At 38.9% G+C, this 26,081-nt stretch carries 26 protein-coding genes; 25 read left to right on the forward strand and 1 reads right to left on the reverse strand.

Annotated elements, in window-relative coordinates:
* The first annotated feature begins 13 nt into the window (after positions 1-13).
* From ACS5PU_RS14395 to ACS5PU_RS14510, 24 genes are all read left to right on the forward strand, one after another.
* Positions 14-832: an energy transducer TonB gene (locus ACS5PU_RS14395; RefSeq protein ID WP_439459856.1), complete on the forward strand. Its 819-nt coding sequence runs from the start codon at positions 14-16 to the stop codon at positions 830-832.
* Between the two features lie 240 nt (positions 833-1,072).
* Positions 1,073-1,975, forward strand: a complete 903-nt coding sequence (locus ACS5PU_RS14400; RefSeq protein WP_439459857.1) for a PstS family phosphate ABC transporter substrate-binding protein — start codon at positions 1,073-1,075, stop codon at positions 1,973-1,975.
* A gap of 76 nt (positions 1,976-2,051) precedes the next feature.
* Complete coding sequence (locus ACS5PU_RS14405) at positions 2,052-3,764, forward strand: tetratricopeptide repeat protein (RefSeq protein ID WP_439459858.1); 1,713 nt, start codon at positions 2,052-2,054, stop codon at positions 3,762-3,764.
* Between the two features lie 83 nt (positions 3,765-3,847).
* A complete protein-coding gene (locus ACS5PU_RS14410) occupies positions 3,848-4,219 on the forward strand; it encodes an NADH-quinone oxidoreductase subunit A (RefSeq protein WP_113949920.1) in 372 nt (123 codons plus the stop codon).
* 228 nt (positions 4,220-4,447) lie between these two features.
* Positions 4,448-4,990, forward strand: coding sequence for an NADH-quinone oxidoreductase subunit B (locus tag ACS5PU_RS14415; RefSeq protein WP_039472971.1), 543 nt, complete (start codon positions 4,448-4,450; stop codon positions 4,988-4,990).
* Positions 4,990-5,490, forward strand: coding sequence for an NADH-quinone oxidoreductase subunit C (locus ACS5PU_RS14420; RefSeq protein WP_439459859.1), 501 nt, complete (start codon positions 4,990-4,992; stop codon positions 5,488-5,490). Before ACS5PU_RS14415 ends, ACS5PU_RS14420 begins: the two co-directional genes overlap by 1 nt.
* Positions 5,491-5,495: 5 nt before the next feature.
* The gene (locus ACS5PU_RS14425) at positions 5,496-6,710 is read left to right on the forward strand and encodes an NADH-quinone oxidoreductase subunit D (RefSeq protein WP_439459860.1); all 1,215 of its coding nucleotides are present in this window, start codon (positions 5,496-5,498) and stop codon (positions 6,708-6,710) included.
* Positions 6,703-7,218 (forward strand): NADH-quinone oxidoreductase subunit NuoE family protein, encoded by a 516-nt coding sequence (locus ACS5PU_RS14430; RefSeq protein ID WP_439459861.1) that lies wholly within the window; start codon positions 6,703-6,705, stop codon positions 7,216-7,218. Before ACS5PU_RS14425 ends, ACS5PU_RS14430 begins: the two co-directional genes overlap by 8 nt.
* 76 nt (positions 7,219-7,294) lie before the next feature.
* Positions 7,295-8,662, forward strand: a complete 1,368-nt coding sequence (nuoF, locus tag ACS5PU_RS14435; RefSeq protein WP_439459862.1) for an NADH-quinone oxidoreductase subunit NuoF — start codon at positions 7,295-7,297, stop codon at positions 8,660-8,662.
* Between the two features lie 97 nt (positions 8,663-8,759).
* A complete protein-coding gene (locus ACS5PU_RS14440) occupies positions 8,760-9,302 on the forward strand; it encodes an ORF6N domain-containing protein (RefSeq protein WP_439459863.1) in 543 nt (180 codons plus the stop codon).
* 72 nt (positions 9,303-9,374) lie between these two features.
* The gene (locus tag ACS5PU_RS14445; RefSeq protein ID WP_439459864.1) at positions 9,375-10,385 is read left to right on the forward strand and encodes a 2Fe-2S iron-sulfur cluster-binding protein; all 1,011 of its coding nucleotides are present in this window, start codon (positions 9,375-9,377) and stop codon (positions 10,383-10,385) included.
* Positions 10,385-11,422 carry an NADH-quinone oxidoreductase subunit NuoH gene (nuoH, locus tag ACS5PU_RS14450; RefSeq protein WP_439459865.1) on the forward strand — a complete coding sequence of 346 codons (1,038 nt, stop codon included), beginning with the start codon at positions 10,385-10,387 and terminating at the stop codon, positions 11,420-11,422. The genes ACS5PU_RS14445 and nuoH overlap by 1 nt, the downstream gene beginning before the upstream one ends.
* A gap of 2 nt (positions 11,423-11,424) precedes the next feature.
* Positions 11,425-11,928 (forward strand): NuoI/complex I 23 kDa subunit family protein, encoded by a 504-nt coding sequence (locus ACS5PU_RS14455; protein ID WP_090504254.1) that lies wholly within the window; start codon positions 11,425-11,427, stop codon positions 11,926-11,928.
* 135 nt (positions 11,929-12,063) lie between these two features.
* Positions 12,064-12,567 (forward strand): NADH-quinone oxidoreductase subunit J family protein, encoded by a 504-nt coding sequence (locus ACS5PU_RS14460; RefSeq protein ID WP_439459866.1) that lies wholly within the window; start codon positions 12,064-12,066, stop codon positions 12,565-12,567.
* Positions 12,567-12,896 carry an NADH-quinone oxidoreductase subunit NuoK gene (gene nuoK / locus ACS5PU_RS14465; RefSeq protein ID WP_039472993.1) on the forward strand — a complete coding sequence of 110 codons (330 nt, stop codon included), beginning with the start codon at positions 12,567-12,569 and terminating at the stop codon, positions 12,894-12,896. Before ACS5PU_RS14460 ends, nuoK begins: the two co-directional genes overlap by 1 nt.
* Before the next feature lie 13 nt (positions 12,897-12,909).
* Complete coding sequence (gene nuoL / locus ACS5PU_RS14470; RefSeq protein ID WP_439459867.1) at positions 12,910-14,814, forward strand: NADH-quinone oxidoreductase subunit L; 1,905 nt, start codon at positions 12,910-12,912, stop codon at positions 14,812-14,814.
* 20 nt (positions 14,815-14,834) lie between these two features.
* Positions 14,835-16,298 (forward strand): complex I subunit 4 family protein, encoded by a 1,464-nt coding sequence (locus ACS5PU_RS14475; RefSeq protein WP_439459868.1) that lies wholly within the window; start codon positions 14,835-14,837, stop codon positions 16,296-16,298.
* A gap of 3 nt (positions 16,299-16,301) precedes the next feature.
* Entirely contained in the window at positions 16,302-17,675 is a 1,374-nt protein-coding gene (locus ACS5PU_RS14480) for an NADH-quinone oxidoreductase subunit N (RefSeq protein WP_439459869.1), read from the forward strand.
* Between the two features lie 47 nt (positions 17,676-17,722).
* The gene (locus tag ACS5PU_RS14485; RefSeq protein ID WP_439459870.1) at positions 17,723-18,382 is read left to right on the forward strand and encodes a DedA family protein; all 660 of its coding nucleotides are present in this window, start codon (positions 17,723-17,725) and stop codon (positions 18,380-18,382) included.
* 2 nt (positions 18,383-18,384) lie between these two features.
* Positions 18,385-18,936 carry an inorganic diphosphatase gene (locus tag ACS5PU_RS14490; RefSeq protein ID WP_025146339.1) on the forward strand — a complete coding sequence of 184 codons (552 nt, stop codon included), beginning with the start codon at positions 18,385-18,387 and terminating at the stop codon, positions 18,934-18,936.
* Complete coding sequence (locus ACS5PU_RS14495; RefSeq protein ID WP_439459871.1) at positions 18,936-20,363, forward strand: hemolysin family protein; 1,428 nt, start codon at positions 18,936-18,938, stop codon at positions 20,361-20,363. The genes ACS5PU_RS14490 and ACS5PU_RS14495 overlap by 1 nt, the downstream gene beginning before the upstream one ends.
* A gap of 8 nt (positions 20,364-20,371) precedes the next feature.
* Positions 20,372-21,076, forward strand: a complete 705-nt coding sequence (locus ACS5PU_RS14500) for a 16S rRNA (uracil(1498)-N(3))-methyltransferase (RefSeq protein ID WP_439459872.1) — start codon at positions 20,372-20,374, stop codon at positions 21,074-21,076.
* Positions 21,077-21,126: 50 nt separating this feature from the next.
* On the forward strand, positions 21,127-21,780 hold the full coding sequence (locus ACS5PU_RS14505; RefSeq protein ID WP_439459873.1) for a DUF4159 domain-containing protein: 654 nt from the start codon (positions 21,127-21,129) through the stop codon (positions 21,778-21,780).
* A gap of 2 nt (positions 21,781-21,782) precedes the next feature.
* Positions 21,783-22,283 carry a biotin/lipoyl-containing protein gene (locus tag ACS5PU_RS14510; protein ID WP_439459874.1) on the forward strand — a complete coding sequence of 167 codons (501 nt, stop codon included), beginning with the start codon at positions 21,783-21,785 and terminating at the stop codon, positions 22,281-22,283.
* Between the two features lie 239 nt (positions 22,284-22,522).
* Here ACS5PU_RS14510 and ACS5PU_RS14515 read toward each other — a convergent pair whose 3' ends face one another.
* Positions 22,523-24,202, reverse strand: coding sequence for an SUMF1/EgtB/PvdO family nonheme iron enzyme (locus ACS5PU_RS14515; protein ID WP_439459875.1), 1,680 nt, complete (start codon positions 24,200-24,202; stop codon positions 22,523-22,525).
* A gap of 636 nt (positions 24,203-24,838) precedes the next feature.
* On the opposite strand from ACS5PU_RS14515, the gene porV reads away from it, so the two are divergent.
* The gene (gene porV / locus ACS5PU_RS14520; protein ID WP_439459876.1) at positions 24,839-26,029 is read left to right on the forward strand and encodes a type IX secretion system outer membrane channel protein PorV; all 1,191 of its coding nucleotides are present in this window, start codon (positions 24,839-24,841) and stop codon (positions 26,027-26,029) included.
* The last annotated feature ends 52 nt before the right edge of the window (positions 26,030-26,081 follow it).

The raw sequence follows: 26,081 nt of genomic DNA on the forward strand, positions 1-26,081 counted from the left end.
AAAACCAGTAGTTATGTCGAAGTTAGATATATTCAGAAAAGAATGGCTTGAAGTGGTTTTTGCGGATAAAAACAAAAATTACGGTGCGTACCAATTGCGTAAAACCAATGGTGCCAACACCACAAGAGCATTAATTATTGGCTCTGTATTATTTCTAGTGCTATTCTTCTCTCCTAAAATCTATAGCCTTATTAAAGGTTCTATGGATCAGCAGGATGAGCAGTTAAAAGCACAAGAAGTAATTTTAGCGCCGCCACCTCCGGTGGATCCAAAAACACCACCTCCGCCACCGGTAGAGCCACCGCCACCGAAGGTAGATCAGGTGAAAATGCCACCTCCAATTGTAAAACCGGATATCGAGGTTCGTGATGAACCACCTACGGTTGAAAAATTGAAGGAAGCCGATCCAGGTCAGAGAGATATCAAAGGTGATCCAACCGCTGATATCGTAATCGCTGAACCAGTTGGTGAAGGACCAAAAAGAGAAGCTGCTGTTGCGGTTGATGATAATAAAGTTTATGACTTTGTTAGTATTGAGAAACAACCAGAATATCCGGGAGGTATTGCTAAATTCTATAAATACTTAGGAGGAGCAATTAAATACCCACCAATGGCACAAGAAAACAACGTACAGGGTAAAGTATTCTTATCATTCGTTGTAGAAAAAGATGGTAAATTAACAGATATCCAAGTTACCCGCGGTTTGGGTAGCGGAACTGATGAAGAAGCTATCCGTGTATTGAAAGCTAGTCCACGTTGGAACCCAGGTATCCAAAATGGTAAGCCGGTAAGGGTAAAATACAACATCAACGTTAACTTTACATTGAACTAATAGTAAATGTTAAATTTTGATATTTTTAAGCAAAAATCGCCTAAACAGCGGTTTTTGCTCATTTTAGGCCTAATCATGTTTGTTTTCTATCTGATATTGGGCTTCGCATTTATTTTTTGGGAACCTATTGCCCTGCGTTTAAACACTATTCCGCAATGGGGTAGAATAGCGATAGGGATCTTCTTAATTATTTATGCTTTTGTTAGACTATTAAGCCTTGGAAGGCGAGACTAATCATCAATGAGAAACTTCCTTTTTACATTATGCATTTTTGCGCTTGTATCGTGCAAACCAAAGGGCAAAACAGAAGCAGTTAAAGAAACCCGCACTAGTGGTACCCTTAAAATGCTGGTTGATGAAAGTGTTGGTCCAATTGTACAAGATCAGATTGATATTTTTAGCCTAGATTATCCACAGGCTAAAATTGAAACCAGGGTTAAGCCGGAAGAAAAACTTTTGCCTGCTTTTTTAAATGATAGCGTAAGGGTAATTGTGTTGCCAAGGCTGTTAACCAAAGCAGAAGAAAAATATTATAACCAACGCAATATAAAAATAAACACTTCGAGGTTTGCAGTGGATGGTATTGCATTAATTACAAATCAGGGCAATATCGACAGTACAATTAACGTTAAAGATGTAGTTGATATATTACAGGGGAAGAAATCAGATAAGAAATTGGTCTTTGATAACGCTTATTCAAGTACCTTTCAATATTTTAAAGAATTGGCTAATATCAGTCAGTTTCCGGCCACCGGTGTCTACTCTAAAAATTCTAGCAATGAAGTAATTAAACTAATTGCAGAAGATAAAAATTTTATTGGTATTTTGGGCGTAAATTGGATTTCGGATCAGAATAGAGAGATGAGTGAATACCTTTCTCAGATTAAGGTTTTAGGTGTAAAAAACTTAAAGGGGAAAATCGGAGACGATAAGTTCTACAAACCAACCCAAGATAATCTGATCAATGGCGTTTATCCTTTTTTAAGAAATATAAATATTATAGATTGCGAAGGAAGGGATGGTTTAGGCACAGGATTTGCAACATGGTTAAGAAGTCAGAGAGGACAATTGATTGTACTTAAATCTGGACTCGGGCCACATAAATTAATGCCGAGGGAAATTAACCTGACAAAAGGAAATTAAATTAAAAATTATAAATTGAACCACGAAGTAATCTAAAGAGACACTTCATTTTTATTAAAAAAAAACAGAATATCCGATGAAAATTTTAAAGAAAGCAATAACCTTAAATGTAGGTTTGGTGTTGATGGGTTCTGCAGTTTTTGCTCAAGATTTAAATGACGCGAAAAAAGCCATTGACGCTGAACAGTACCAAAAAGCATCATCAATGCTTAAATCGTTGGTGAGCTCAAAAGCATCAGATGGTAATAATTATTACAATCTGGGTTTAGTTTATCTAAAAACTGGTTATATCGACTCAGCGAGAGCCGTATTTACCAAAGGTGTTACTGCCGATCCTAAAAACAATTTAAATTTAATTGGTTTAGGCGAGGCTGATATGTTATCTAACGATCCAACTTCTGCCAAAACTAATTTTGATAAGGCAGTTGCTTTAGCTCCTAAAGATTACAAAACTTATTTGTACATCGGAAAAGCTTATTTAGCACAGGATAAACCAAGTGATGATGTATCTAAACCTGATTTTACCAATGCATTGGCTAACATTACCAAAGCAGATGAGTTAGATTCGAAAGATAAAGATGCAGAAGTTTTCTTGGCGCAAGGTGATGCCTATGCTTTACAGAAGAAAAACTCTGAGGCTTTAGGTCCATACATGCGTGTTGGTGATGTTGATCCGAACAACAGAAGGGCTAAAACGCAGATTGGTAAAATGTACAAAGAATCTAGGGCATTTCCTGAAGGTGAAAAAGAATTACAGGATGTAATTGCTGCAGATCCTAACTATGGTCCTGCTTACCGCGAATTAGGTGAGTTATATTTACAGTGGAGTAGCTTTGGTGTTGATAAAGAAAAAGCTGCAAAAGGTATTGAGAATTACAAAAAATACATGGATTTAACGGATAAATCTTTGGAGTCTCAATTGCGTTATGCCCAGTTCTTATTCTATGCTAAAGATTACAAAACTTTAGAGCAAGTAGCTACTTCATTACAAGTACCTGCAAACGATCCTAAAAGTACTGTAGTATCTAGGATGAAAGGTTGGGCGGCTTACGAAAACGGTAACTATCCTCAGGCTTTAAGTAGCTTAACAGAGTTCTTCGCTAAAGAAAAAGATAAATCAAAGATTTTAGGTAACGATTACCTTTATTTAGGTAAAGCACAGTTAAAATCTGGTCAAGATAGTTTAGCGGTAATGAACATTATTGAAGCGGCTAAAAAAGATTCAACAAATGCAGATGCTTTAGCCGAAGCAGGATTATCATTAATGAAAGCTAAAAAATACGGTAAATCTGCAGAGATTTTCCAGTTAGCCATTAAATACAATCCTAATGGAAAAGGTTCCTTAACTAACTATTACTATTTAGGTCAAACTAGATTCTATGAGGCTTATATTGCTCAAAAAGAGAAAAAACCTTTCAATACGGCTGCGTTGGTAGAAGCTGATTCAGCTTTAAGCCACTTGAACAAAGTTTCTCCTGATTTTGCTCTAGGTTATTTTACAAGAGGAAGAATTGCAAACTTGGTTGACGATAAAACTAATCCGAAAGGAACTGCTATCCCTTATTTCGAGAAATATGTAAGCTTGGTAAAACCAGAAGAAGTTGCATCTAATAAAACCAACTTGTCAGAATCTTACAACAATATCGGTGCTTGGTATTCGGATAAAGACAAAGCAAAAGCTATTGATGCTTTTACAAAAAGCTTAGCTTTAGATCCAGCAGATGCTTATGCAGCAGCAAGATTAAAAGAATTACAAGCCCCAGCTCCAGCAAAAGGTAAAGGCAAATAATTAAAAAGTTAAATAATTTAGAAAAGGCAGAGTTTGGTTACTCTGCCTTTTTCTTTTACTTTTGCATCACAAAAATAAAAATTATGCAAGCGCAAAGTTCCTCTATAGATTTTTTACCGATTATATTTCAAGTAATTGTTGCTTTAGGTTTCGTGGTAACCACATTGGTTGCTACCCACTTATTAGGCCCAAAACGTAAAACAGCCGATAAATTGGAAACCTTTGAAGCAGGTATTAAGAGTGTGGGTAATGCCCGTCAGCCTTTCTCTATTAAATATTTCGTGGTAGCTATACTGTTTGTATTGTTTGATGTAGAGGTTATTTTTATGTACCCATGGGCGGTTAACTTCCGTGCATTAAAAATGGATGGCATGATCGAAATGTTCATCTTTATGGGCACATTGCTATTGGGTTTTATCTACGTAATCAAGAAAAAAGTTTTAGATTGGAACTAATCAAGTAACAGTTTTCAGTTCACAATTAGCAGTTAATTGATCAGGTTTTATTAACTGTAAACTTAAAATTGCCAACTGCAAACCGAGCGTGTATCACTTACACTATCTAAAACCCCTTTTAGTTATTTAGAAAGGTTCTAAATCGAGTAAAGCTAGTTTGTTTGCCTTTAAAATATTGTAAATTTGTTGCTCATTCTGCAAAGGGATGAGCATTTTTTGTTTATAAACATGAGTGAAATTAATATAGTAGATGCGCCTCCAGGAACCGAAGGACCTGGCTATTTTGCCACTTCCTTAGATAAAGTGATTGGTTTGGCTCGCTCAAATTCATTGTGGCCACTGCCTTTTGCAACTTCTTGTTGCGGAATCGAATTTATGGCAACCATGGGTTCTCACTACGATTTAGGTCGGTTCGGTGCAGAGCGCTTAAGTTTTTCTCCACGTCAGGCAGATGTTTTAATGGTTATGGGTACCATCGCTAAAAAGATGGCTCCAGTATTAAAGCAGGTGTATATCCAAATGGCAGAACCCCGTTGGGTAATGGCTGTAGGGGCCTGTGCAAGTAGTGGCGGTATTTTCGATACTTATTCCGTTTTGCAGGGTATTGACGAAGTGATTCCGGTAGATGTTTATGTTCCTGGCTGCCCGCCAAGACCAGAAGCTATTTTGGATGGCTTTCAGCGTATTCAGGATTTGGTAAAGAACGAATCTGGTAGAAGAAGAAATTCTGATTATTACAAAGAACTTTTAGGTCAATACGGCATTAAGTAATGGAAGAAACGACACTAAACAATAATATTCTTGCAAAACTTGGCGATAAGTTTGGCGAAAAAGTAACTGCGGTTTCTGAGCCTTACGGGTTGCTTACTTTTGCAACAACCAAAGATGTTATCATCAATGTATTATCGTTTCTTAAAAACGATTTAAATTTTAACTTCTTAACCGACATCACTGCTGTACATTACCCGGGTAAAGATCATGGTATAGCTGTAGTTTACCATTTGCACAATATGGTAGAAAAAGTTAGGGTTAGGATTAAGGTTTTCATTTCAGAACAAAATCCAACCATCCCAACGGCAACTACGGTATGGAAAGGTGCAAACTGGATGGAACGCGAAACTTATGATCTGTTTGGGGTTAAATTTGAAGGGCATCCTGACCTTCGCCGTATTTTAAATATGGACGATTTAGGCGTTCACCCGATGTTGAAACAATATCCATTGGAAGATCCGAACAGAGTAGATAAAAAAGACGAATTTTTTGGAAGGTAATTTATATGAATCATAACCATCCGGTATTTACAGATAACGACCCGCAAAGTGAGCTGGTAACCTTAAATTTAGGTCCAACGCACCCTGCAACTCACGGTGTTTTTCAAAACGTTTTGCAGTTAGATGGCGAGCGTATTGTAAGCGGCGTTTCTACAATTGGGTATATACACCGTGCTTTCGAAAAGATTGCCGAGCATCGCCCATTTTATCAGATTACACCATTAACAGATCGTTTAAACTATTGCTCTTCGCCTATTAACAATATGGGCTGGCACATGACGGTTGAAAAATTGTTGAATATCCAGATGCCAAAACGTGTTGATTATCTGCGCGTAATTGTAATGGAGCTTTCACGTATTGCCGATCACATCATCTGTAACACGATTATTGGTCAGGATACTGGAGCAACAACAACATTCCTTTACCTTTTCCAGTTCCGTGAGCACATTTACGAAATTTTTGAAGAGGTTTGTGGTGCCCGTTTAACTACAAATATTGGCCGTATCGGTGGCTTTGAAAGAGATTTCAATGATATTGCCTTTGCCAAAATCAATAAATTTTTAAAAGAATTTCCGGTAGCGTTAAAAGAGTTTGAAAACCTTTTAACACGTAACCGTATTTTTATCGACAGGACTGCTGGTGTTGCAGAGGTAACTAAAGAAACAGCTTTAGAGTACAGCTGGACAGGTCCGCTTTTACGCGCTACAGGTGTAGATTATGATGTTCGCGTGAGCGATCCGTATTCTTCGTACCAGGATTTCGATTTTGAAGTTCCGGTTGGTACCAGTGGCGATATTTACGACAGGTACCTGGTACGCAATGAAGAGATGTGGCAGAGTGTGCGAATCATAGAGCAGGCCCTCGAAAAATTGAAATCAGAACCGAAAGGCATTTTCCATGCTGATGTGCCTGATTTTTACCTTCCTCCAAAACAAGAAGTGTACAACAATATGGAAGCATTAATCTATCACTTTAAAATTGTGATGGGCGAAATTGATGCACCAAAAGCAGAGGTTTATCACGCTGTAGAAGGTGGTAATGGCGAATTGGGTTTCTATCTGATTAATGATGGAGGACGTACCCCATACCGTTTACACTTCCGCAGACCAAGTTTTGTAAATTACCAGATGTTTGCGCCAATGAGCGAAGGCATGTTATTGTCTGATGCTATTATCAACATGAGTAGTATGAACATTATTGCAGGAGAATTAGATGCTTAAAGTAGAAGAACAAACACCTGTAACGTTATCATCAGAATTGCTGGCCAAATTTGATGAAATAAAAAGCCGCTATCCAGAAGGAAAGCAAAAATCAGCTTTGCTGCCATTATTGCATTTGGTGCAGGCAGAATTTCTTTGGGTGCCAACGTCGGCAATGGATCAGGTTGCCGCATATTTGAATATTCAGCCGATTGAAGTTTATGAGGTAGCAACTTTTTACACCATGTACTTTTTAAAACCACAAGGTAAATATGCTTTGGAGGTTTGCCGTACAGGGCCTTGCTGCTTAGTTGGTGCAGAAAAAATATTGAGCCACTTAGAAGATAAGTTGGGCGTTAAAGAAGGCGAAGTTACTGCCGATGGTTTATTCAGCTTTAGAGGAGTTGAGTGCTTGGCCGCCTGTGGTTTTGGGCCGGTGCTGCAGATTAGCCCGGAATATACCTTTTACGAAAACCTAACTACCGAAAGTGTAGATAAACTGATTGAAGATTTAAAGAACAAGTCCTAAGTCTAGCGTCTTAAGTCGGGAGTCATTTTAGACTCAAGGCTATGGACTATTGACTACAGACTATAGACTAATTAAAATGTCTCGAAAACTGTTACTTGAGCATATAAACGTACCAGGCATCAATACACTTGAGGTCTATCGCCAAAAAGGCGGGTACCGTGCCGTAGAAAAAGCCCTTAAAACTTTAACACCCGAAGAGATTGTTGAAGAAGTTAAGAAATCAGGCTTACGCGGTCGTGGTGGTGCGGGCTTCCCTACGGGAATGAAATGGAGCTTTTTGGCTAAACCAGAAGGCGTTGCACGTTATTTGGTGTGTAATGCGGATGAATCGGAGCCAGGAACATTTAAAGACCGTTATCTAATGACCTATATTCCCCATGCTTTAATTGAGGGAATGATTGTTTCTAGTTTTGCTCTGGGTGCAAAGGCTTCATATATCTACGTTCGCGGAGAGATGATGCCTCAGATCCGTATCCTGGAAAAAGCAATTGCCGAGGCAAAAGCTGCCGGATGGTTAGGCAAAAACATTTTAGGAACAGGTTACGATTTAGAATTATATGTTCAGCCAGGTGGTGGTGCCTATATCTGTGGTGAAGAAACCGCTTTGTTAGAATCGCTTGAAGGTAAAAGAGGTAACCCACGTATTAAACCACCATTCCCAGCAATAGCCGGTTTATATGGTTGTCCAACCGTGGTAAACAACGTAGAATCTATTGCTGCAGTTGTGCCGATCATTAACGACGGTGGCGACGAATATGCAAAAATCGGTATAGGTAGAAGTACGGGTACTAAATTAATATCAGCATCGGGTAACTTGGTTAAACCTGGTGTTTACGAAATCGAATTGGGCTTACCTGTAGAAGAATTTATCTATTCGGATGAGTATTGTGGTGGTATTGCCAATGGAAAACGCCTTAAGGCAACGGTTGCAGGTGGTTCATCTGTGCCTATTTTACCAGCTAATTTAACGTTAAAGTACGCCAACGGCGAGCCGCGTTTAATGAGTTACGAATCGTTGGCTGAAGGTGGTTTTGCTACCGGAACAATGCTTGGTTCGGGCGGTTTTATCGCTTTTGATGAAGATCAGTGTATTGTTCGCAATACCTGGAATTTTTCTCGTTTCTACCACCACGAAAGTTGCGGACAATGTTCGCCTTGCCGTGAAGGTACAGGATGGATGGAAAAAATCCTCCACAAAATCGAACACGGACATGGAAGCATGGAAGATGTTGATTTATTGTGGGATGTTCAGCGTAAAATTGAAGGAAACACGATTTGCCCGCTAGGTGATGCCGCTGCATGGCCTGTAGCAAGTGCTATCCGTCATTTCAGAGATGAATTTGAATGGCACATTAAAGAGCCGGTTAAAAGCCAGAGCCAAAATTATGGTATTGCAAATTATGCAACCCCAATTGAGAAAGCTCCGGTAACAGAAGAAAAATAAAAATACCCCGGTTCGTGTTTCACGAAACGAAGAGATAAATCTTAAGGACGCAATTTGCGACCTTAAGAAAGTTTAACTTAACACGATGAATATGTAAATGAAAGAAGAAATATCACTCGAAATCATCCCAAATGAAGTAATTATTAATAAAATTTATCTTTTCCGGGGAGTTAAAGTGATGTTAGATTCTGATTTGGCAGAACTCTTTGGCGTTGAGACAAAAAAATTAAAACAACAGGTTAGAAGAAATATAGAGCGTTTTCCGGAGCACTTTATGTTCGAATTAACAAAAGAAGAGAATGAGGTTCTAAGGTCACAATTTGTGACCTTAGAACAAGGGAAATATTCAAAATACCTGCCGTTTGCTTTTAGCGAACATGGTATTTTGCAACTATCAAACGTTCTAAAAAGTAAACAGGCGGTAGAAGTAAGTATTAAAATTATTGACGTATTTGTTCAGCTTAGAACAATGGTTTTAAGTAATACGGAGATCAGGTTAGAAGTAGAAAAAATAAAAAAGAAAGTAGACAATCAGGATAAGAATATTGAAGTGATCTTCAGGTATTTTGATGAACTATTGGAACAGCAACAACAGCCAAGAAAAGAAATTGGTTATAAAATCCCGAAAGGGGAGTCATAAATTGTAAAAAAAGATTGCTTCGCGCCTCGCAATGAGGGTAGAAGTAGAAAAAATAAAAGAATATCATTAACCATGAGTGAAAAAGTTAAGGTTACGATAGACGGGATAACTGTAGAGGTTGATAACGGGACCACCATCCTAAATGCTGCAAGGCAAATTGGAGGTGATATCGTACCACCTGCCATGTGCTATTATTCCAAATTACAAGGCAGTGGTGGTAAATGCCGTACCTGTATTGTTAAGGTAACAAAAGGTTCGGAGAAAGATCCCCGCCCAATGCCAAAATTGGTTGCTTCTTGCCGTACAACCGTAATGGATGGAATGGAGGTGCTTAACATTACCTCGCCAGAGGTTATGGAGGCACGTGCTGGTGTTGTAGAAATCTTATTGATTAACCACCCACTAGATTGCCCTGTGTGCGATCAGGCGGGAGAATGCGACTTGCAGAACTTAGGTTACGAGCATGGGTTGCAAAAAACACGCTATGAGTTTGAGCGCCGTACTTTCGAGCGTATTGATATAGGTGATAAAATACAGCTGCACATGAACCGTTGTATTTTGTGCTACCGTTGTGTTTTCACCGCCGATCAGATTACCAATAAACGCGTTCATGGTATTTTAAACCGTGGCGATCATTCGGAAATTTCTACTTATATCCAACAGGCGGTTGATAACGATTTCTCCGGAAACGTAATCGATGTTTGTCCGGTTGGTGCCTTAACCGATAAAACTTTCCGTTTCAAAAACCGTGTTTGGTTTACCAAACCAGTTGATGCACACCGCAATTGCGACCATGAAAAATGCAACGGTAAAGTAACGCTTTGGTATAAAGGGGAAGATGTTCTCCGTGTTACCGCACGTAAAGATCAGTTTGGCGAAGTAGAAGAATTTATCTGCAATACCTGCCGTTTCGATAAAAAAGCAACATCTGATTGGACAATTGAACATCCAACCCATATTGATGATACTTCGGTAATTGCATCTAACCATTACGAAACATTAAAACCATTGCCGGTAATTAAGCCTAATGCAGCATTACAGGCAGCGAACGAAATTGAATTACATAAAACAGTTAAATACTAATGGATACAGGTTTTATCATAGAAAAATTTATTCTGGTAGCGGTAATTTTCGGTATCAGTTTGGTTATTGCCATGTATTCTACCTATGCTGAACGTAAGGTTGCTGCTTTTTTGCAAGATCGTTTAGGCCCGGATAGAGCTGGCCCATTTGGTATTTTACAGCCTTTGGCCGATGGTGTGAAGATGTTTATGAAAGAGGAGATTATCCCAACTACATCCAACCGTTTCTTATTTATTGCCGGTCCGGGTTTGGCTTTGCTCTGTGCCTGTATCGGTACGGCAGTTATTCCTTGGGGCAGCCCGATTGAAATTGGTGGAAAAACCATCCCTTTACAGGTTACCGATATCAATGTAGGTGTTTTATACATTTTCGGAGTTGTTTCTTTAGGTGTTTATGGTGTAATGATCGGTGGATGGGCATCTAACAACAAGTATTCTCTACTGAGTGCCATCCGTGCAGCATCACAGAATATCAGTTATGAAATTGCAATGGGTTTATCCATTATCGCTTTGCTTTTAATGACGAATACCTTAAGCTTAAAGGAAATTGTAGATCAGCAACATGGTTGGAGATGGAATGTGTTATATCAGCCACTTGGGTTTTTGATATTCATGGTTTGTTCTTTCGCCGAAACCAACCGCGCCCCATTCGATTTACCAGAGTGCGAAACCGAATTAATCGGTGGTTACCACACAGAATATTCATCAATGAAATTGGGTTTCTACCTATTTGCAGAATACATCAATATGTTCGTGTCATCGGCTGTAATGGCTGCCTTATATTGGGGCGGTTACAATTACCCTGGTATGGATTGGGTTGCTGCACATGCAGGAACAACCTGGGCACCTCTTATTGGTACAGCTGTTTTCTTTGGTAAAATATGTGCGTTTATCTTTTTCTTCATGTGGGTACGTTGGACAATCCCGCGTTTCCGCTACGATCAATTGATGAACCTGGGTTGGAAAGGTTTAATCCCCTTGGCTATTGCCAACATTATAATAACTGGAATTGTGATTGCGATTATTGAGAAGTTTTAATTATGGAATCATTAAGTAATAAGAAAAAAGTACTGGAACAAAAGCCATTGAGCTTTATGGAGCGCATGTACCTTCCGGCAATTGCCAAAGGAATGGGCATTACCATTAGCCACTTATTCAAAAAAGAGGCTACAGTAAGATATCCAGAAGTAGAACGCGAATTTTCTACCAACTTTAGGGGAATGCACTCGCTTAAACGTGATGAAAACGGCAAAGAACGTTGCACGGCCTGTGGTTTGTGTGCGCTTTCTTGCCCTGCCGAAGCCATTACCATGATCGCTGCAGAACGTAAGCCAGAAGAAAAACATTTATACCGTGAAGAAAAATATGCTGCAACTTATGAGATTAATATGCTGCGTTGTATTTTCTGCGGATTATGTGAAGAAGCTTGCCCTAAAGAGGCTATCTATTTAGATGGACCAATTGTACCTGCTGATTATCTGCGTAAAGATTTCATTTACGGAAAAGACAAACTGGTAGAGGCTCCATTGGAAATGAAAAAATAGACACAATCGTCATGCTGAATTTATTTCAGCATCTATTGAATTAAGACCCTGAAATAAATTCAGGGTGACGAAATTAAAGATTGCTTCGTACCTCGCAATGACGGTATGAAAAACAAATAAATAAATAAACAATTAATGAGTACACAAGTATTCTATTTCGTAGCCACATTAAGTATCCTCTTTTCGCTGATGGTGATTTTTGCAAAAAATCCGATCCACAGTGTGTTGTACTTAATCCTTACCTTTTTCACATTCACGGTTCATTACGTGCTGTTGAATGCTCAATTCTTGGCTGTTGTAAACTTCATCGTTTACATGGGCGCTATTATGGTTTTATTCCTTTTTGTGCTCATGTTGCTCAACTTGAACAAAGAAACAGAGCCGTCTAAATCGCCATTAATTAAAATTGTTGGTGTAATTGCTGGCTGTTGCCTTATTGTAACCTTAATCGGTTCGTTAAAAGCTGCAAGTATTACCAGCCCGTTAATTTTAAAAAATCCGGGATTAGGATTGGTAGAAAACTTGGGTAAAGAGCTTTTCGGACCATTCTTATTGCCATTCGAATTATCATCTCTATTACTGTTGGCAGCAATGGTTGGAGCCGTTTTATTATCTAAAAGAGATGAGGTAGAAGCATAATGGAAAATTTAACAACACAAATGGCCGGCGTTCCGCTAAATCATTACATCTATTTAAGTGCAATTATTTTCACTATCGGTGTAATTGGCGTGTTAACCCGCAGAAATGCAATCGTAATCTTTATGTCGGTTGAGCTGATGCTTAATGCTGTGAATTTGCTTTTAACAGCTTTTTCGGTACACAGCAACGATCCATCAGGACAGGTTTTCGTATTCTTCATTATGGCTCTTGCTGCCGCAGAGGTTGCAGTAGGTTTGGCCATTATTGTAATGGTTTACAGAAATACGAAATCGATAGATATTAATGTTTTAAATCGCCTTAAGTGGTAAATATATAATAAGAATGACAATAGAACAATTGATTTGGTTGGTTCCTTTACTTCCTTTTTTAGGATTTGTAATTAACGGGCTGGGCAGAAAATCTTTATCTAAAGGACTTGTTGGTATTATTGGTAGCGGGGTAATCCTGGCTTCTTTCATTATCAGCGTAGTTATTTTCTTTAGTTTACAGGGCGATACACAAAAATCTCACGAAGTATTTTTATTTGATTGGATCAGTGCTGGTTCACTACACATCCCATTATCATTTTTGGTCGATCCGTTGAGCTCGATCATGCTTTTGATCATTACCGGAATTGGTTTCCTTATCCACCTTTACTCTACCAGCTACATGCACGATGATGAAGGATTTGGTAAATTTTTCAGTTACCTGAACCTGTTTGTATTCTTCATGCTGTTATTGGTGTTGGGATCAAACTATATCGTGATGTTTATCGGTTGGGAAGGTGTAGGCTTATGCTCATACCTGTTAATCGGTTTTTGGTATACCAACAGTGCTTATGCTTCGGCAGCTAAAAAGGCTTTCGTAATGAACCGTATTGGGGATTTAGGCTTTTTATTGGGAGTTTTCTTGTTGTTCAATTTCTTCGGAAGTTTAGAATTCTCGAAAATTTTCCCTCAGGCAGCAAACATGCTTCCTGGCGACTCTAAATTGGTTTTAATCACATTATTATTGTTTATCGGTGCCTGCGGTAAATCTGCACAGTTACCTTTATTTACCTGGTTACCTGATGCAATGGCTGGTCCAACGCCAGTTTCTGCTTTAATCCACGCAGCAACAATGGTTACGGCAGGTATTTATATGATTGCCCGCTCTAGCGTATTGTTCGATCTGGCTCCATTTACACAACATATCATTGCCATTATTGGCGCTGCAACAGCTTTGGTTGCTGCAATTATAGCTTTAACCCAAACCGATATTAAAAAAGTACTGGCTTATTCTACAGTATCTCAATTGGGTTATATGTTTTTAGGTCTGGGTGTTGGTGCTTACACAGGTTCATTCTTCCATGTATTAACCCACGCATTCTTTAAAGCATTATTATTCTTGGGCGCAGGTTCAGTTATCCATGCCATGCACCACGAGCAGGATATGCGCCACATGGGTGGATTAAGGGGTAAACTTAAAACAACTTTTGCTACCATGATGATTGGTACCATTGCTATTGCAGGTTTACCACCATTCTCCGGTTTCTTTTCAAAAGACGAAATTTTAGCGCATGCTTTCCAGTATAGTCCAGTGCTTTGGGGCATAGGGGTGTTAACGGCATTCTTAACTGCTTTTTATATGTTCAGAATGATGTTCTTGACTTTCTCTGGAAAATACCGCGGAACCCATCATGCAGAAAGCCATATCCACGAATCTCCAACAGCCATGACTTTGCCTTTAATCATTTTGGCCATTTTAGCGGCTATTGGTGGAGCCATAAACCTTCCCCATGTTTTTGGAGGAAACGAATGGTTGGCACATTGGTTAGCGGGTGCAGGTGTTGCACAGCACGAATTGGATTTAAGCCACTCAACTGAATATGCTTTAATGGGTACATCGGTAGTGGCAGCTTTGGTTGCTTTGGCCTATGCCTATGCCCGATATGTAAAAGGTGGTCGCGTTCCTGTAGCAGATGAAGCTCCACGTTCGGCACTGGCCAAATTATCTTACAACAAATTTTATTTAGATGAGATTTATGATTTCATCATCACCAAACCATTGGATGCACTTTCGAAATTCTTTTACAGGATTATCGACAATAAATTTATCGATGGCATTGTAAACGGATTGGGATGGGGCACAACAGAGGCAAGTAAAGGCATCCGCTTATTGCAGAGCGGAAACGTTGGTTTCTATATTTTTATGATGGTATTTGGTATCATCGCATTACTGTTATATACATTTAGTTACATATTATAAAAAGGGTTCAACAATAAATAATGGAACAACTTTTACTACTTATATTTCTTCCACTTGCAGGTGCAATAATTAGTGCATTTGCAGGCAAGTCGGCCAAAATTGTGTCTACTGTATTTTCAGTAGTTTCTTTAGCCCTGACTTTGGTTATTGCCTGTAATTTTATCCCAAATGCAAGTACCCAGTTTGAGGTTAACTTGCCTTGGATTACCGATTTGGGCATTAATTTCCACGCAGGTATTGATGGCATTAGTATGCTTGTCGTATTACTGACCAATTTATTGGTGCCAATTATCATTTTATCGAGCTACAAACACGATTATAAAAATGCATCTGCTTTCTATGCATTGATTTTATTTATGCAGGCAGGTTTGTTATTGGTGTTTACGGCAATGGATGCCTTCCTCTTCTATATCGGTTGGGAAGCTGCATTAATCCCGATTTATTTTATCTGTGCATTTTGGGGCGGAAAAGACCGCATCCGCATTAACATGAAGTTCTTTGTCTATACCATTGCAGGTTCGTTATTTATGTTAATGGGTATTATTTACCTGTATCTGCAAAATCCGGCACACAATTTCGATATCCAGGCTTTTTATGCTTTAAATTTAGATAGTGCACAACAAGGATGGATTTTTTGGGCTTTCTTTATCGCGTTTGCCATTAAGATGCCTATTTTTCCTTTCCATACCTGGCAGCCTGATACCTATACTACAGCTCCAACACAGGGAACCATGCTGTTATCGGGTATTATGTTAAAAATGGGTATTTATGGTGTAATTAGGTGGTTGTTGCCAATTGTACCTAGCGGTGTACAGGATTGGTCTTGTTTGGCCATCGGTCTTTCAATTATCGGTATTGTTTATGCCTCAATAATTGCCTTTACACAGAAAGATGCCAAACGTTTAGTTGCATATTCATCAATTGCCCACGTGGGCTTAATTTCCGCAGGTATTTTTGCATTAAACCAACAGGGTATGCAAGGTGCAATGGTGCAGATGTTGAGCCATGGTATTAATGTGGTCGGTTTATTCTTTGTTTTGGATATTATTTTCTCCCGTGTAAAAACACTTAAAATTGAAGAATTAGGTGGGATTGCCAAAGTAGCACCGCAATTAGCAGTTAAGTTTTTAATCATTGTTTTAGGAACAGTAGCCTTGCCTGGAACAAATGGTTTCATCGGCGAATTTTTATTGCTGATGGGTGTGTACAATGTAGGCATATGGGCGGCTGCAATTGCCGGATTAACCATCATTTTCGGCGCCGTTTACATGTTGCGTATGTACCAGAATGTTATGCTTGGTAAAACCAACGAATTAACCATAACCTTTACAGATATTCAGGGAACGGAGAAACTGGTTCTTTACATTATCTGTATCCTGATTATTGTTTTGGGTGTTTATCCAAAACCATTATTGCACTTAACAGAGGCATCTGTACAACATTTATTAGAACAGGTAAATCAAAAATTAACATCAGTAAAATAAGCAATGAATATTATAATAACCATTAGTATAACAGCTTTTATTGTACTTTACGCAGGTTTGTTTAAAGCAAATAAAGCATTATTGCCGCTTACCGTTGTTGGCTTACTTACCGCACTGGGATTTACCTGCTGTGCATGGAATGGCAATGCCGTTCATTTTGGAATGATGCAGACAGATAATTTCGCACTTGCTTTTTCTGGTGTTTGTATTGTAGGTACGCTTTTAATTTTCTTGTTGACACAAAATTATTTCCACGCTAAAAGCGATAATGTTGCCGAATATTATACTTTGATCCTTTTTGCCCTTGCGGGGATGATCATGATGGTATCTTATAAAAACATGGCCATGTTATTTGTAGGTTTGGAAATCATGTCGGTGAGTTTATACATCTTGGCCGGTATCCGTAAAAGAGATTTTGCTTCAAACGAGGCATCATTGAAATATTTTTTAATGGGTGCTTTTTCAACAGGTTTCCTTTTATTCGGTATTACCTTAATTTATGGTGCTACAGGATCGTTCGATCTGGATAGAATACAGGCTTACCTGGTAGATAACAGCAAAGCAATTTCGCCGATCTTTTATCCAGGTGTAATTTTGATGATGATCGGTCTGTGCTTTAAAATCGGTGCTGCACCTTTCCATTTCTGGACTCCGGATGTATACGAAGGTTCTCCGTCACTGATTACTACCTTTATGAGTACAGTAGTTAAGACTGCTGGTTTTGCTGCTTTTTTAAGATTATTTGCAGGTTCATTGGCACCACTTCACGATTTTTGGGTAGTTCCATTAACCGTAATCGTCTGCCTGACTTTATTTATAGGTAACGTTACAGCCCTATTCCAGAAAAACTTTAAACGGATGTTGGCCTACTCGAGTATTTCTCATGCAGGTTACCTATTGTTTTCGCTTATTGTATTAACCAAAAATTCTGGCAACAATGTTCTGGTGTACGCAGCAGCTTATACATTTGCATCAATTATTGCCTTTGCTGTGCTAATTCTGGTAAAACAGAAAACCGGCAGCGATAGTTTCGATAGCTTTAATGGTTTAGCCAAACGCAATCCTTTGGTAGCGCTGTGTTTAACGGTGGCCATGCTTTCTTTAGCTGGTATTCCTTTAACGGCAGGTTTCATCGGTAAATATCTAATGTTCCTGAACGTAATGACCGAGTATAAAACCTTATTGGTTGCATTTGCTATTTTAAATGCGCTGGTAGGATTTTATTACTATTTCAGGGTTATTGTGGCCATGTGGTTTAAAGATGGCGCCGAAACTGAGCTTTTGGCCCCGGTACAGTACAAAGTGGTGTTATTGGTTTCTGTCGTAATTACACTTGTGCTGGGTATTTACCCTGCAATAATTTTAAACCTGATATAGGTATGCTGTTGTTTAATAATTATTTGTAGTTTTACGAATAATTGAATATGCACGATTTTTGGAATAACCTGCATCAACTAATTGATCCCGAGAAATTATTGCGGGAGGGCGGTTTCTATCTTGTCATATTCGTAATCTATGCAGAAACAGGCCTGTTCTTTGGTTTCTTTCTTCCTGGTGATTATTTATTGTTTTTAGCAGGCATGTTTGTGGCTACAGGTAAGCTGGATGTTAACATTGCCATACTTTTGGCAGGCCTATGCGTAGCCGCTATTTCGGGCAATTTTACAGGATATTGGTTTGGGCGTAAAACTGGGCCGGTACTGTACACCAGAAAAGACAGTTTCTTCTTCAAGAAAAGATATTTAAAAGCTGCAGAAGATTATTATAACAAACAAGGTGCCTTTGCACTCATTATGGGCAGGTTTGTACCAATTGTACGAACTTTTGCACCGATTTTTGCTGGGGTGGTAAGGTTAGATTTTAAAAAATTTGCTTTATACAACATTGTGGGCGGAGTACTTTGGATCTGCTCGCTAACATTATTGGGCTATTTTTTAGGCAAACGCTTTGAAAAAGAAATTAACGATTATTTATTATATATTATTATTGGCTTTATCCTTATTACAACTATACCATTATTAATTACCTTTGTAAAAAGTAAAGTAGTGAAAGGTCCTGAAGAGGATAAAACAGATTTAAATTAAAAATGGCAAAAGACGATCATCACGCGTGGCATAGCGTATCTCCTGGACATAACGTTCCAGAAATTGTAAACGCAATTATTGAAATTCCAAAAGGTTCAAAAGCAAAATACGAAATAGATAAAGAATCTGGTCTGATTAAATTAGATAGGGTTCTTTTTTCATCAGTAATGTATCCGGCAAACTATGGCTTTATTCCGCAAACCTATTGTGATGATAAAGATCCATTAGATATCTTAGTACTTTGTTCAGTGGATGTGTATCCAATGACATTGATTGAGGCGAAGGTAGTAGGTGTAATGCACATGGTTGATAATGGAGAGCAGGACGATAAGATTATCGCTGTTGCTGCCCACGACATGTCGGTAAACTATATCAACGATTTAGATGAATTGCCTCCTCACCAAATGAAAGAAATTGTTCGTTTCTTTCAGGATTATAAAGCATTAGAAGATAAAAATGTAACCATCGAACATTTACTAGGTGTTCGTTATGCGCACAAAGTAATTAAAGAAAGCATAGAACTTTATAATACAACATTTAGAGAATTAGCTTAATGGATTTACCCACGGTCTGTTTGTTTTTAAATTCAGCGTTAAGTGCAATACTGCCAACCCAAAATGTAGTTCTTGTAGCTTTACAGGAGCCCGATACCGGATCAGTTGGCTGGCGTTTGTTCTTCGCCTTGTTTTTGGTGCTGTTAAATGGATTTTTTGTAGCGGCAGAGTTTGCTATTGTTAAAGTCCGTGCATCTCAGATAGAAATTAAGGCAAAAACGGGCAGCCGCGTAGGTAAAATGGCTAAGGGCATTATCCACAATCTTGATGGATACCTGGCCGCCACACAGCTTGGTATTACGCTTGCATCACTTGGCTTAGGTTGGGTTGGTGAAGGCGTTATGCATACCATCTTTAAAAATTTATTCGATAGCCTGCACTGGGGCCTGAGCGATGCTTCTATCCATACCGCATCAACCATTGTTGCCTTTTCGCTCATCACCATTATGCACATTGTATTTGGAGAGCTGGCACCAAAATCATTCGCCATACAAAGGCCTGTAGCCACAACACTTTTTGTTGCTATACCCCTTCAGATATTTTATGTGGTGTTCCGTCCGGCTATATGGACATTAAACAGCTTAGCCGCTGTTATATTAAAGCCATTTGGTATTGATACCTCTGGCGGGCATGAATCTATCCACAGCACCGAAGAACTTCAATATCTTTTAGATCAGGGTAAGGAAAGTGGCGCACTTGACAATAATGAGCACGAGCTGATTAAAAACGTATTCGATTTTAACGAACGCGTGGTTAAAAATATCATGGTACCGAGAACCAAAATTTCGGGCATTGAGTTAACTTCTCCCAAAGAGGAAGTAATTGATACCATTATTAAAGAAGGATATTCGCGCTTACCTGTTTATGATGATATCATGGATAAGATTGTGGGGATTATCCACGCCAAGGATATTTTACCATTGGTTGCTGCAGGTAACCAGCACTGGACGTTAAACGATATCATCAGAAAACCATACTTTGTTACGGAAACAAAGAAAATTAACGATCTGATGAGCGAGCTGCAAAGCAACCGCATCCAGATTGCCATTGTTTTAGATGAGTTTGGTGGTACAGCTGGTATGGTAACTTTAGAGGATATTGTGGAAGAGCTGGTTGGCGAGATTCAGGATGAATACGATGAAGAAAAACCCTTGGTAGAAAAAGTATCCGATAACGAGTTTATTGTGAATGCATTTGCAACGGTTTACGATGTGAATGAGCACTTACCGCACGATTTGCCCGAAGATGAAGATTTTGATACCATCGGTGGATTGGTTTCTCACGTTTTTGAGCGTATTCCTGAGGTTGGGGAGAGCAACGAATCATATGGTTATCTCTTTACCATTCTTAAAAAAACCGAGCAGAATATCGAAACAATTAAGTTAGAATTGGTCATCAATAAAGGAGATATGGTTGATAATCATTAATTTCAACTATGCATATTTTTTACACGCCAGATATAACGCAAAATACCTACACCCTTAACGAAGAAGAAAGCAAACACTGTGTTAGGGTGCTCCGCCTTACGGTAGGTTCTATTGTTAACCTGGTTGATGGCAAAGGTGGTTTTTATACCGCCGAAATCACTTCCGACAATCCTAAAAAAGTAGCCTTAGCTATATTAAAGGTAGAAACGGAGTTTCATAAAAGAAACCATTACCTGCATATTGCAGTTGCACCAACCAAAAACATCGACCGTATAGAGTGGTTTTTGGAAAAGGCAACAGAGTTGGGCATTGATGAAATAACGCCGATCATTACCGATAGATCGGAGCGTAGGATGGTTAAGGAAGACCGCTTGAATAAAGTGATCACATCTGCTGTAAAGCAATCAATAAAAGCATACCATCCCAAACTAAACGATGCCATTTCTTTTGATGCCTTTTTAAAACAACCTTTTGAAGGCGATAAATTAATAGCCCATTGTATCGATGCGGGAGAGAAACAGTACATCTCTAAACTTGTACAGCCTCATCAAAAGTACCTCATCCTTATTGGCCCAGAAGGAGATTTCACACCAGATGAAGTTAATTTAGCTTTGAACAAAGGTTTTAAAGCATTAACTTTAGGTGATAACAGGTTACGCACAGAAACTGCTGCGCTATCTGTTTGTTTTGAAATCAATTACCTTAACCGATAACCAGTTTGAAGTTTTCAGTTTTTAATTTTCAGTTTTCAAAGTGGCGAACAATGGCTTTTGCTGTTGCGCTTTTTGCTTTCTGCTTTAGTTTTTTCGCTTTCATTCCACCTACCTATCGGATGGCTAAATTAAAATACAGTGGGGGAGGCGATTGGTATGCAGACCGGACAGCGCTTCCTAACCTCATCACCTTCTGTAATGCAAATCTTAAAACAAATTTTTACACTGAAGAAAGCATTGTAGAAGTAGGTTCAAAAGAAATATTCAACTATCCGTTCGTTTACATGACTGGCCATGGAAATGTGGTATTTAGTGATCAGGAGGTTAAAAATTTAAGGCAGTACCTTACCGGAGGAGGTTTTTTGCATATAGATGATAACTATGGGCTGGATAAATTTATTCGTCCACAGATGAAAAAAGTTTTTCCCGAATTAAGTTTTGTAGAGCTGCCCGCAAACCACGCTATTTACAATCAGAAATTTAAATTTCCTGCTGGCTTGCCCAAAATACACGAACACGATAATAAGCGGCCACAGGGTTTTGCATTAATCTATAAAGGTAAGGTAGTGTGTTATTATACTTTTGAATGCGATTTAGGCAACGGATGGGAAGATTTTGGCACATACCCCGAAGATACTCAGGAAACAAGATCTAAAGCGCTTAAAATGGGTGCAAATTTGGTTCAGTACGCTTTAACGCAATAAATATGTACAAGGTAAAAGTTAACAGCAATTTTTTGTTCGAGATTGAAAGGAAAGAAGCTACAGTTTTGGTAAACGGCAAGCCCGTTCAGCTTGATGTAAGTGCAATTAATCCGGGTAATGCTCATGTATTATATCAGAACAGATCTTTCAATACAGAAATTGTAGAACTGAACAGGGCCGATAAAACCTGTGCCATAAAAGTGAATGGTCATATTTATCAGATTGCGGTAGAAGATCAGTTTGATGAGCTGTTGAAGCAACTTGGTCTGGATAATCTGGCCGCCAATAAAGTTTTAGAAATTAAGGCCCCTATGCCCGGTTTGGTACTCAAGGTTTTGGTTGAAGAAAATACCGAAGTGAAAAAAGGGGATAACCTCCTTATCCTGGAAGCCATGAAAATGGAGAATATCCTAAAATCGCCAACTGATGGAACAGTTAAAAAGCTATTGATTAAACAGGGCGATAAGGTAGAAAAGAACCAGATCTTGGTTCAGTTTAAGTAGTGTTTGCTTCAAAATACGTCATTGCGAGGTATGAAGCAATCTTAATGGGTATGCAAGGTAGCGATCGTTCTAAGATTGCCTCCCCGAAAATCGGGACAGGCTGTCGGCTGAAAAAGCCTTTCCGATGAATCGGAACAAGTCCTCACAATGACGGCTTTTGGCTGGCCTAAGATCCCCTTAAGCTAATTACAAAATATAAAATATTAAAAAGTCCCGATTTAATGTCGGGACTTTTTAATTTATTTACCTCTGCTAACCCTGTAAGGTTTTTGAGGAGGGTTTTTAAAACTTCTTTTTCCTGCTGTGCTAATCTCTGGTGCGCCAAGCATCGTCATGGCACAACGGAAACCAACTTCTGCTGATGATTCATCCTGTTGCATGAAGCGGCGGGTAGCTGGGTTTAACCAGTAAGCCATATCGTTCCAAGAACCACCTTTATAAACTCTCGATTTATCGTTAACCAAGGTTACACCTTCTTCGTTTAACAAAGTGTTTTGTCTGTCACGGTAACCTCTTTGATCGGCCTGGTAAGTGGTTGAAGCTGTTGCAGCCTGCGGATCGGTAGATTTAGAAATCGAATCCGCACGTTTAGCCTGTGCCTGTTTTTCAGCCCAAGTCTGTTTTCTTCCTGAGTAGGCATTTTCCTTTATCGGATTGCCATACTTATCCAGCGATATTTTACCGTTTTGCGAATCTTCTAATTTTTTGTTGGTGAAATAGTTACCACGGTAAGGATTAAAAGCATCAGCATCGGTAAAAGTACCGGTTCTGTAAACGTCGTTAACCCACTCGTTCACGTTTCCTGCCATATTGTATAGTCCAAAATCGTTTGGTGTATACTGAATAACCGGAACAGTTAAATCTCCCTTATCGTTTAATGAACCGCCAACACCCATGTAATCTCCAGGGGCTCTTTTAAAGTTGGCCTGAATCATCCCTCTGGTTTTCTTTTTAGCAGAGCTAACGCCCAGTCCGTTCCAAGGGTAAATTTTATTCTGGTTAATATTTTCGTATTCTGTATTTCCAATCAAACCTAATGCTGCGTATTCCCACTCCGCCTCTGTTGGTAAGCGGTAAGGCTGCATAATTACACCATCTTCTAAGGTTGCAGTTCTTCTAGGCTGACCGTTTTTGCCACCAGTAGAAGCAGCAGCGGCTCCAGCTGTTCCTGTTGCTGCACCCGATTTGGTATTGTAATCTATCGGGGCGTTTTTACCTTTATCATCATACTGGCCATTTAAATAAGCATCAGTATTGAATGGTTGTGCAGGTTTTGGCGCAGCAGCTGTTGTGTTACTATTGCTCTTGCCACCACCCGCTAAGGTTTTATAATCCGTTAAAATTCCTTTTTCACGTAAAATAAATTCGTTTGCTCTTGATGTTCTCCATTCGCAATAACGCGAAGCTTGTTCCCAAGATACACCTACTACTGGATAGTCACGGTAAGCAGGGTGTCTTAAATAATTATCTACGTATGGTTCGTTGTACGATAAAGCACGGCGCCAAACCAAGGTATCAGGAAGTTCATTGTAATAAAATTCACGGTCTTCAGGAAAGTTATACCTGATCCAGTGCAGATATTCTAACCAATCGGTATTGGAAACCTCTGTTTCATCCATATAAAATGATGGAACAGTAACCTGTCTTTTGTAGTTATAAATATTCGGCTCAACTCCTGGTACCTCAATGGCACTGCCACCAACCACCAAAACCCCGCCCTCAATTGGGATTAAACCAGGCCCCGGTGCACGCTTATACTGTGTTGCCACAGCAAATGCTCCAGATTGGTTTTTTTTACTTTTCCTATCTGCATAAGGAATACCTGTTTTGCTTGAGCTGTTGCCGCCTTTCGAGCTACAACTCGAAAGTAGGGCCGCTAATGATAAACAAGTGAAAGAATATAGTAATAGTTTTTTCATATAATGCAACGGGATATAGCCTAATGGCCTTTCAACCGATAAAATTAAACAATTTTAAATGAATATATAAATAATGTGACAATAAAATATCTAATATATTTTTAAGCCTTAACGTATTATTTTTCTTCGTATTGTGTCTGTTTAATTTTTGAACGTTTTTAAAGCTAAATAATTATAAATAAGTGAGATAATTTTTGGCTTGCTGTTAATTTAGGGTAATCTTTATGTTATAGATTCAATTATGCTTGTATGCGTTTAATTACCCCAAAAGTTTAGTCAAATCCATCACTTGGATAAAAATAATAGGGATGATATCAAGATTTTTAGGGGCATCGCGGCATGCGTTTCCCGGCAATCCGTTAGTTGTTGATAAAAATTATGGTCATATTATTAATGCCATGATAGCGAGGTGCAATAAATTATAATATTTTGTTGCATACAATTATTCAGCTAAAACCTTATTAATTTAGCACTTACAATTATTGTAGTCACACTGATATGTAAAAATCGTAGGTTTAATTAGTAAATATTCTCAGAATTCGTAATTTGGTAAAATATAATTTTTGGTTTTACGTTACAGAGTATATTCTCCAGTTATTGCTAATACCAAAATCTAAAATTACGTACCTTTAAAGGATGAATTTCAAGTACATCAGTAAACTTGCTTTTTCTGCACTCTCAATGGCATTGGTGTTTGGTAAAACAAATGCCCAGGTCACTATAGGCAATACCCAAACAAATGGCAGCGAGTCTAACAATATTGTAACGGCAGTTCCATTTCTGCTCATAACTCCCGATGCGCGGTCTGGCGCAATGGGCGATGCAGGTGTAGCCGTGGCCGGTGATGTAAATTCTTCGAGTATCAATGCATCCAAACTGGCTTTTTTAGATAAGCCTTATGGTTTCTCGGTTTCTTACAGCCCTTGGTTAAAAAGCCTCGTTCCTGATATTAACCTTGCTTATTTAAGCGGTTTTTATAAGTTGGACGATCGGAATACCATTGGTGCATCATTGCGGTATTTTTCTCTGGGTTCAATCCAGCTTACCGATATCAATCAGCAGGACTTGGGTATTTCTAATCCGAACGAACTGGCTTTTGATGTTTCTTTTGCCCGCAGTTTTGGCGAAGAATTTTCTTTGGGTAGTTCATTAAGATACATTTATTCCAATCTGGCTTCGGGACAGTTTTCATCATCAGGGCAGGTGCGCAGTGGAAATGCGGTAGCCGTAGATATTTCTGGTTTATATAAAACCCCTACTACACTTTTTGGTAAGCAGGCTATCCTTTCAGCTGGTGCCAATATTTCTAACATTGGTACTAAAATGAGCTATTCGGATGGTGGAGAGAATTTCTTCTTGCCTACCAATTTGAAACTGGGCGGTGCCTCTACTATTATTGTTGATGATTTTAGCACTTTAACACTGGCCCTCGATTTTAATAAACTTTTAGTGCCTACGCAGCCGATATACGACTCGAACAATAATATCGTAAGTGGAAAAGATCCAAATAGATCGGTGCCTGCAGGTATTTTTGGTTCATTTAGCGATGCACCTGGTGGTTTTAGCGAAGAGTTAAAAGAAGTGGGCATATCGACAGGGCTCGAATATTGGTATAACCAGCAATTTGCCGTAAGGGCAGGTTATAATTATCAAAGCCCAATGAAAGGTGATAGCCGTTACTTTACCTTGGGCTTAGGCTTAAAGTATAACGTTTTTAATATAGATTTCTCTTATTTATTGGCAAATGCAGAAACAAGTCCGCTTGCCAATACACTACGTTTTGGTCTTTTGTTTAACTTTGGCGACAAAAAGATTGTTAAAAAGTAATTATAGCCACTTGCGCTGCAATTAACGGTTTAACATTAAAACATTAACCAAA

This window comes from Pedobacter sp. GSP4 (assembly GCF_051857575.1).
Taxonomy (GTDB): domain Bacteria; phylum Bacteroidota; class Bacteroidia; order Sphingobacteriales; family Sphingobacteriaceae; genus Pedobacter.

What these genes read in the sequence shown, in the direction of transcription:
- ACS5PU_RS14395 (WP_439459856.1), top strand. Translation starts at nt 14, where the DNA reads ATGTCGAAGTTAGATATATTCAGAAAAGAATGGCTTGAAGTGGTTTTT.
- ACS5PU_RS14400 (WP_439459857.1), top strand. Translation starts at nt 1,073, where the DNA reads ATGAGAAACTTCCTTTTTACATTATGCATTTTTGCGCTTGTATCGTGC.
- ACS5PU_RS14405 (WP_439459858.1), top strand. Translation starts at nt 2,052, where the DNA reads ATGAAAATTTTAAAGAAAGCAATAACCTTAAATGTAGGTTTGGTGTTG.
- ACS5PU_RS14410 (WP_113949920.1), top strand. Translation starts at nt 3,848, where the DNA reads ATGCAAGCGCAAAGTTCCTCTATAGATTTTTTACCGATTATATTTCAA.
- ACS5PU_RS14415 (WP_039472971.1), top strand. Translation starts at nt 4,448, where the DNA reads ATGAGTGAAATTAATATAGTAGATGCGCCTCCAGGAACCGAAGGACCT.
- ACS5PU_RS14420 (WP_439459859.1), top strand. Translation starts at nt 4,990, where the DNA reads ATGGAAGAAACGACACTAAACAATAATATTCTTGCAAAACTTGGCGAT.
- ACS5PU_RS14425 (WP_439459860.1), top strand. Translation starts at nt 5,496, where the DNA reads ATGAATCATAACCATCCGGTATTTACAGATAACGACCCGCAAAGTGAG.
- ACS5PU_RS14430 (WP_439459861.1), top strand. Translation starts at nt 6,703, where the DNA reads ATGCTTAAAGTAGAAGAACAAACACCTGTAACGTTATCATCAGAATTG.
- nuoF (WP_439459862.1), top strand. Translation starts at nt 7,295, where the DNA reads ATGTCTCGAAAACTGTTACTTGAGCATATAAACGTACCAGGCATCAAT.
- ACS5PU_RS14440 (WP_439459863.1), top strand. Translation starts at nt 8,760, where the DNA reads ATGAAAGAAGAAATATCACTCGAAATCATCCCAAATGAAGTAATTATT.
- ACS5PU_RS14445 (WP_439459864.1), top strand. Translation starts at nt 9,375, where the DNA reads ATGAGTGAAAAAGTTAAGGTTACGATAGACGGGATAACTGTAGAGGTT.
- nuoH (WP_439459865.1), top strand. Translation starts at nt 10,385, where the DNA reads ATGGATACAGGTTTTATCATAGAAAAATTTATTCTGGTAGCGGTAATT.
- ACS5PU_RS14455 (WP_090504254.1), top strand. Translation starts at nt 11,425, where the DNA reads ATGGAATCATTAAGTAATAAGAAAAAAGTACTGGAACAAAAGCCATTG.
- ACS5PU_RS14460 (WP_439459866.1), top strand. Translation starts at nt 12,064, where the DNA reads ATGAGTACACAAGTATTCTATTTCGTAGCCACATTAAGTATCCTCTTT.
- nuoK (WP_039472993.1), top strand. Translation starts at nt 12,567, where the DNA reads ATGGAAAATTTAACAACACAAATGGCCGGCGTTCCGCTAAATCATTAC.
- nuoL (WP_439459867.1), top strand. Translation starts at nt 12,910, where the DNA reads ATGACAATAGAACAATTGATTTGGTTGGTTCCTTTACTTCCTTTTTTA.
- ACS5PU_RS14475 (WP_439459868.1), top strand. Translation starts at nt 14,835, where the DNA reads ATGGAACAACTTTTACTACTTATATTTCTTCCACTTGCAGGTGCAATA.
- ACS5PU_RS14480 (WP_439459869.1), top strand. Translation starts at nt 16,302, where the DNA reads ATGAATATTATAATAACCATTAGTATAACAGCTTTTATTGTACTTTAC.
- ACS5PU_RS14485 (WP_439459870.1), top strand. Translation starts at nt 17,723, where the DNA reads ATGCACGATTTTTGGAATAACCTGCATCAACTAATTGATCCCGAGAAA.
- ACS5PU_RS14490 (WP_025146339.1), top strand. Translation starts at nt 18,385, where the DNA reads ATGGCAAAAGACGATCATCACGCGTGGCATAGCGTATCTCCTGGACAT.
- ACS5PU_RS14495 (WP_439459871.1), top strand. Translation starts at nt 18,936, where the DNA reads ATGGATTTACCCACGGTCTGTTTGTTTTTAAATTCAGCGTTAAGTGCA.
- ACS5PU_RS14500 (WP_439459872.1), top strand. Translation starts at nt 20,372, where the DNA reads ATGCATATTTTTTACACGCCAGATATAACGCAAAATACCTACACCCTT.
- ACS5PU_RS14505 (WP_439459873.1), top strand. Translation starts at nt 21,127, where the DNA reads ATGGCTTTTGCTGTTGCGCTTTTTGCTTTCTGCTTTAGTTTTTTCGCT.
- ACS5PU_RS14510 (WP_439459874.1), top strand. Translation starts at nt 21,783, where the DNA reads ATGTACAAGGTAAAAGTTAACAGCAATTTTTTGTTCGAGATTGAAAGG.
- ACS5PU_RS14515 (WP_439459875.1), bottom strand. Translation starts at nt 24,202, where the DNA reads ATGAAAAAACTATTACTATATTCTTTCACTTGTTTATCATTAGCGGCC.
- porV (WP_439459876.1), top strand. Translation starts at nt 24,839, where the DNA reads ATGAATTTCAAGTACATCAGTAAACTTGCTTTTTCTGCACTCTCAATG.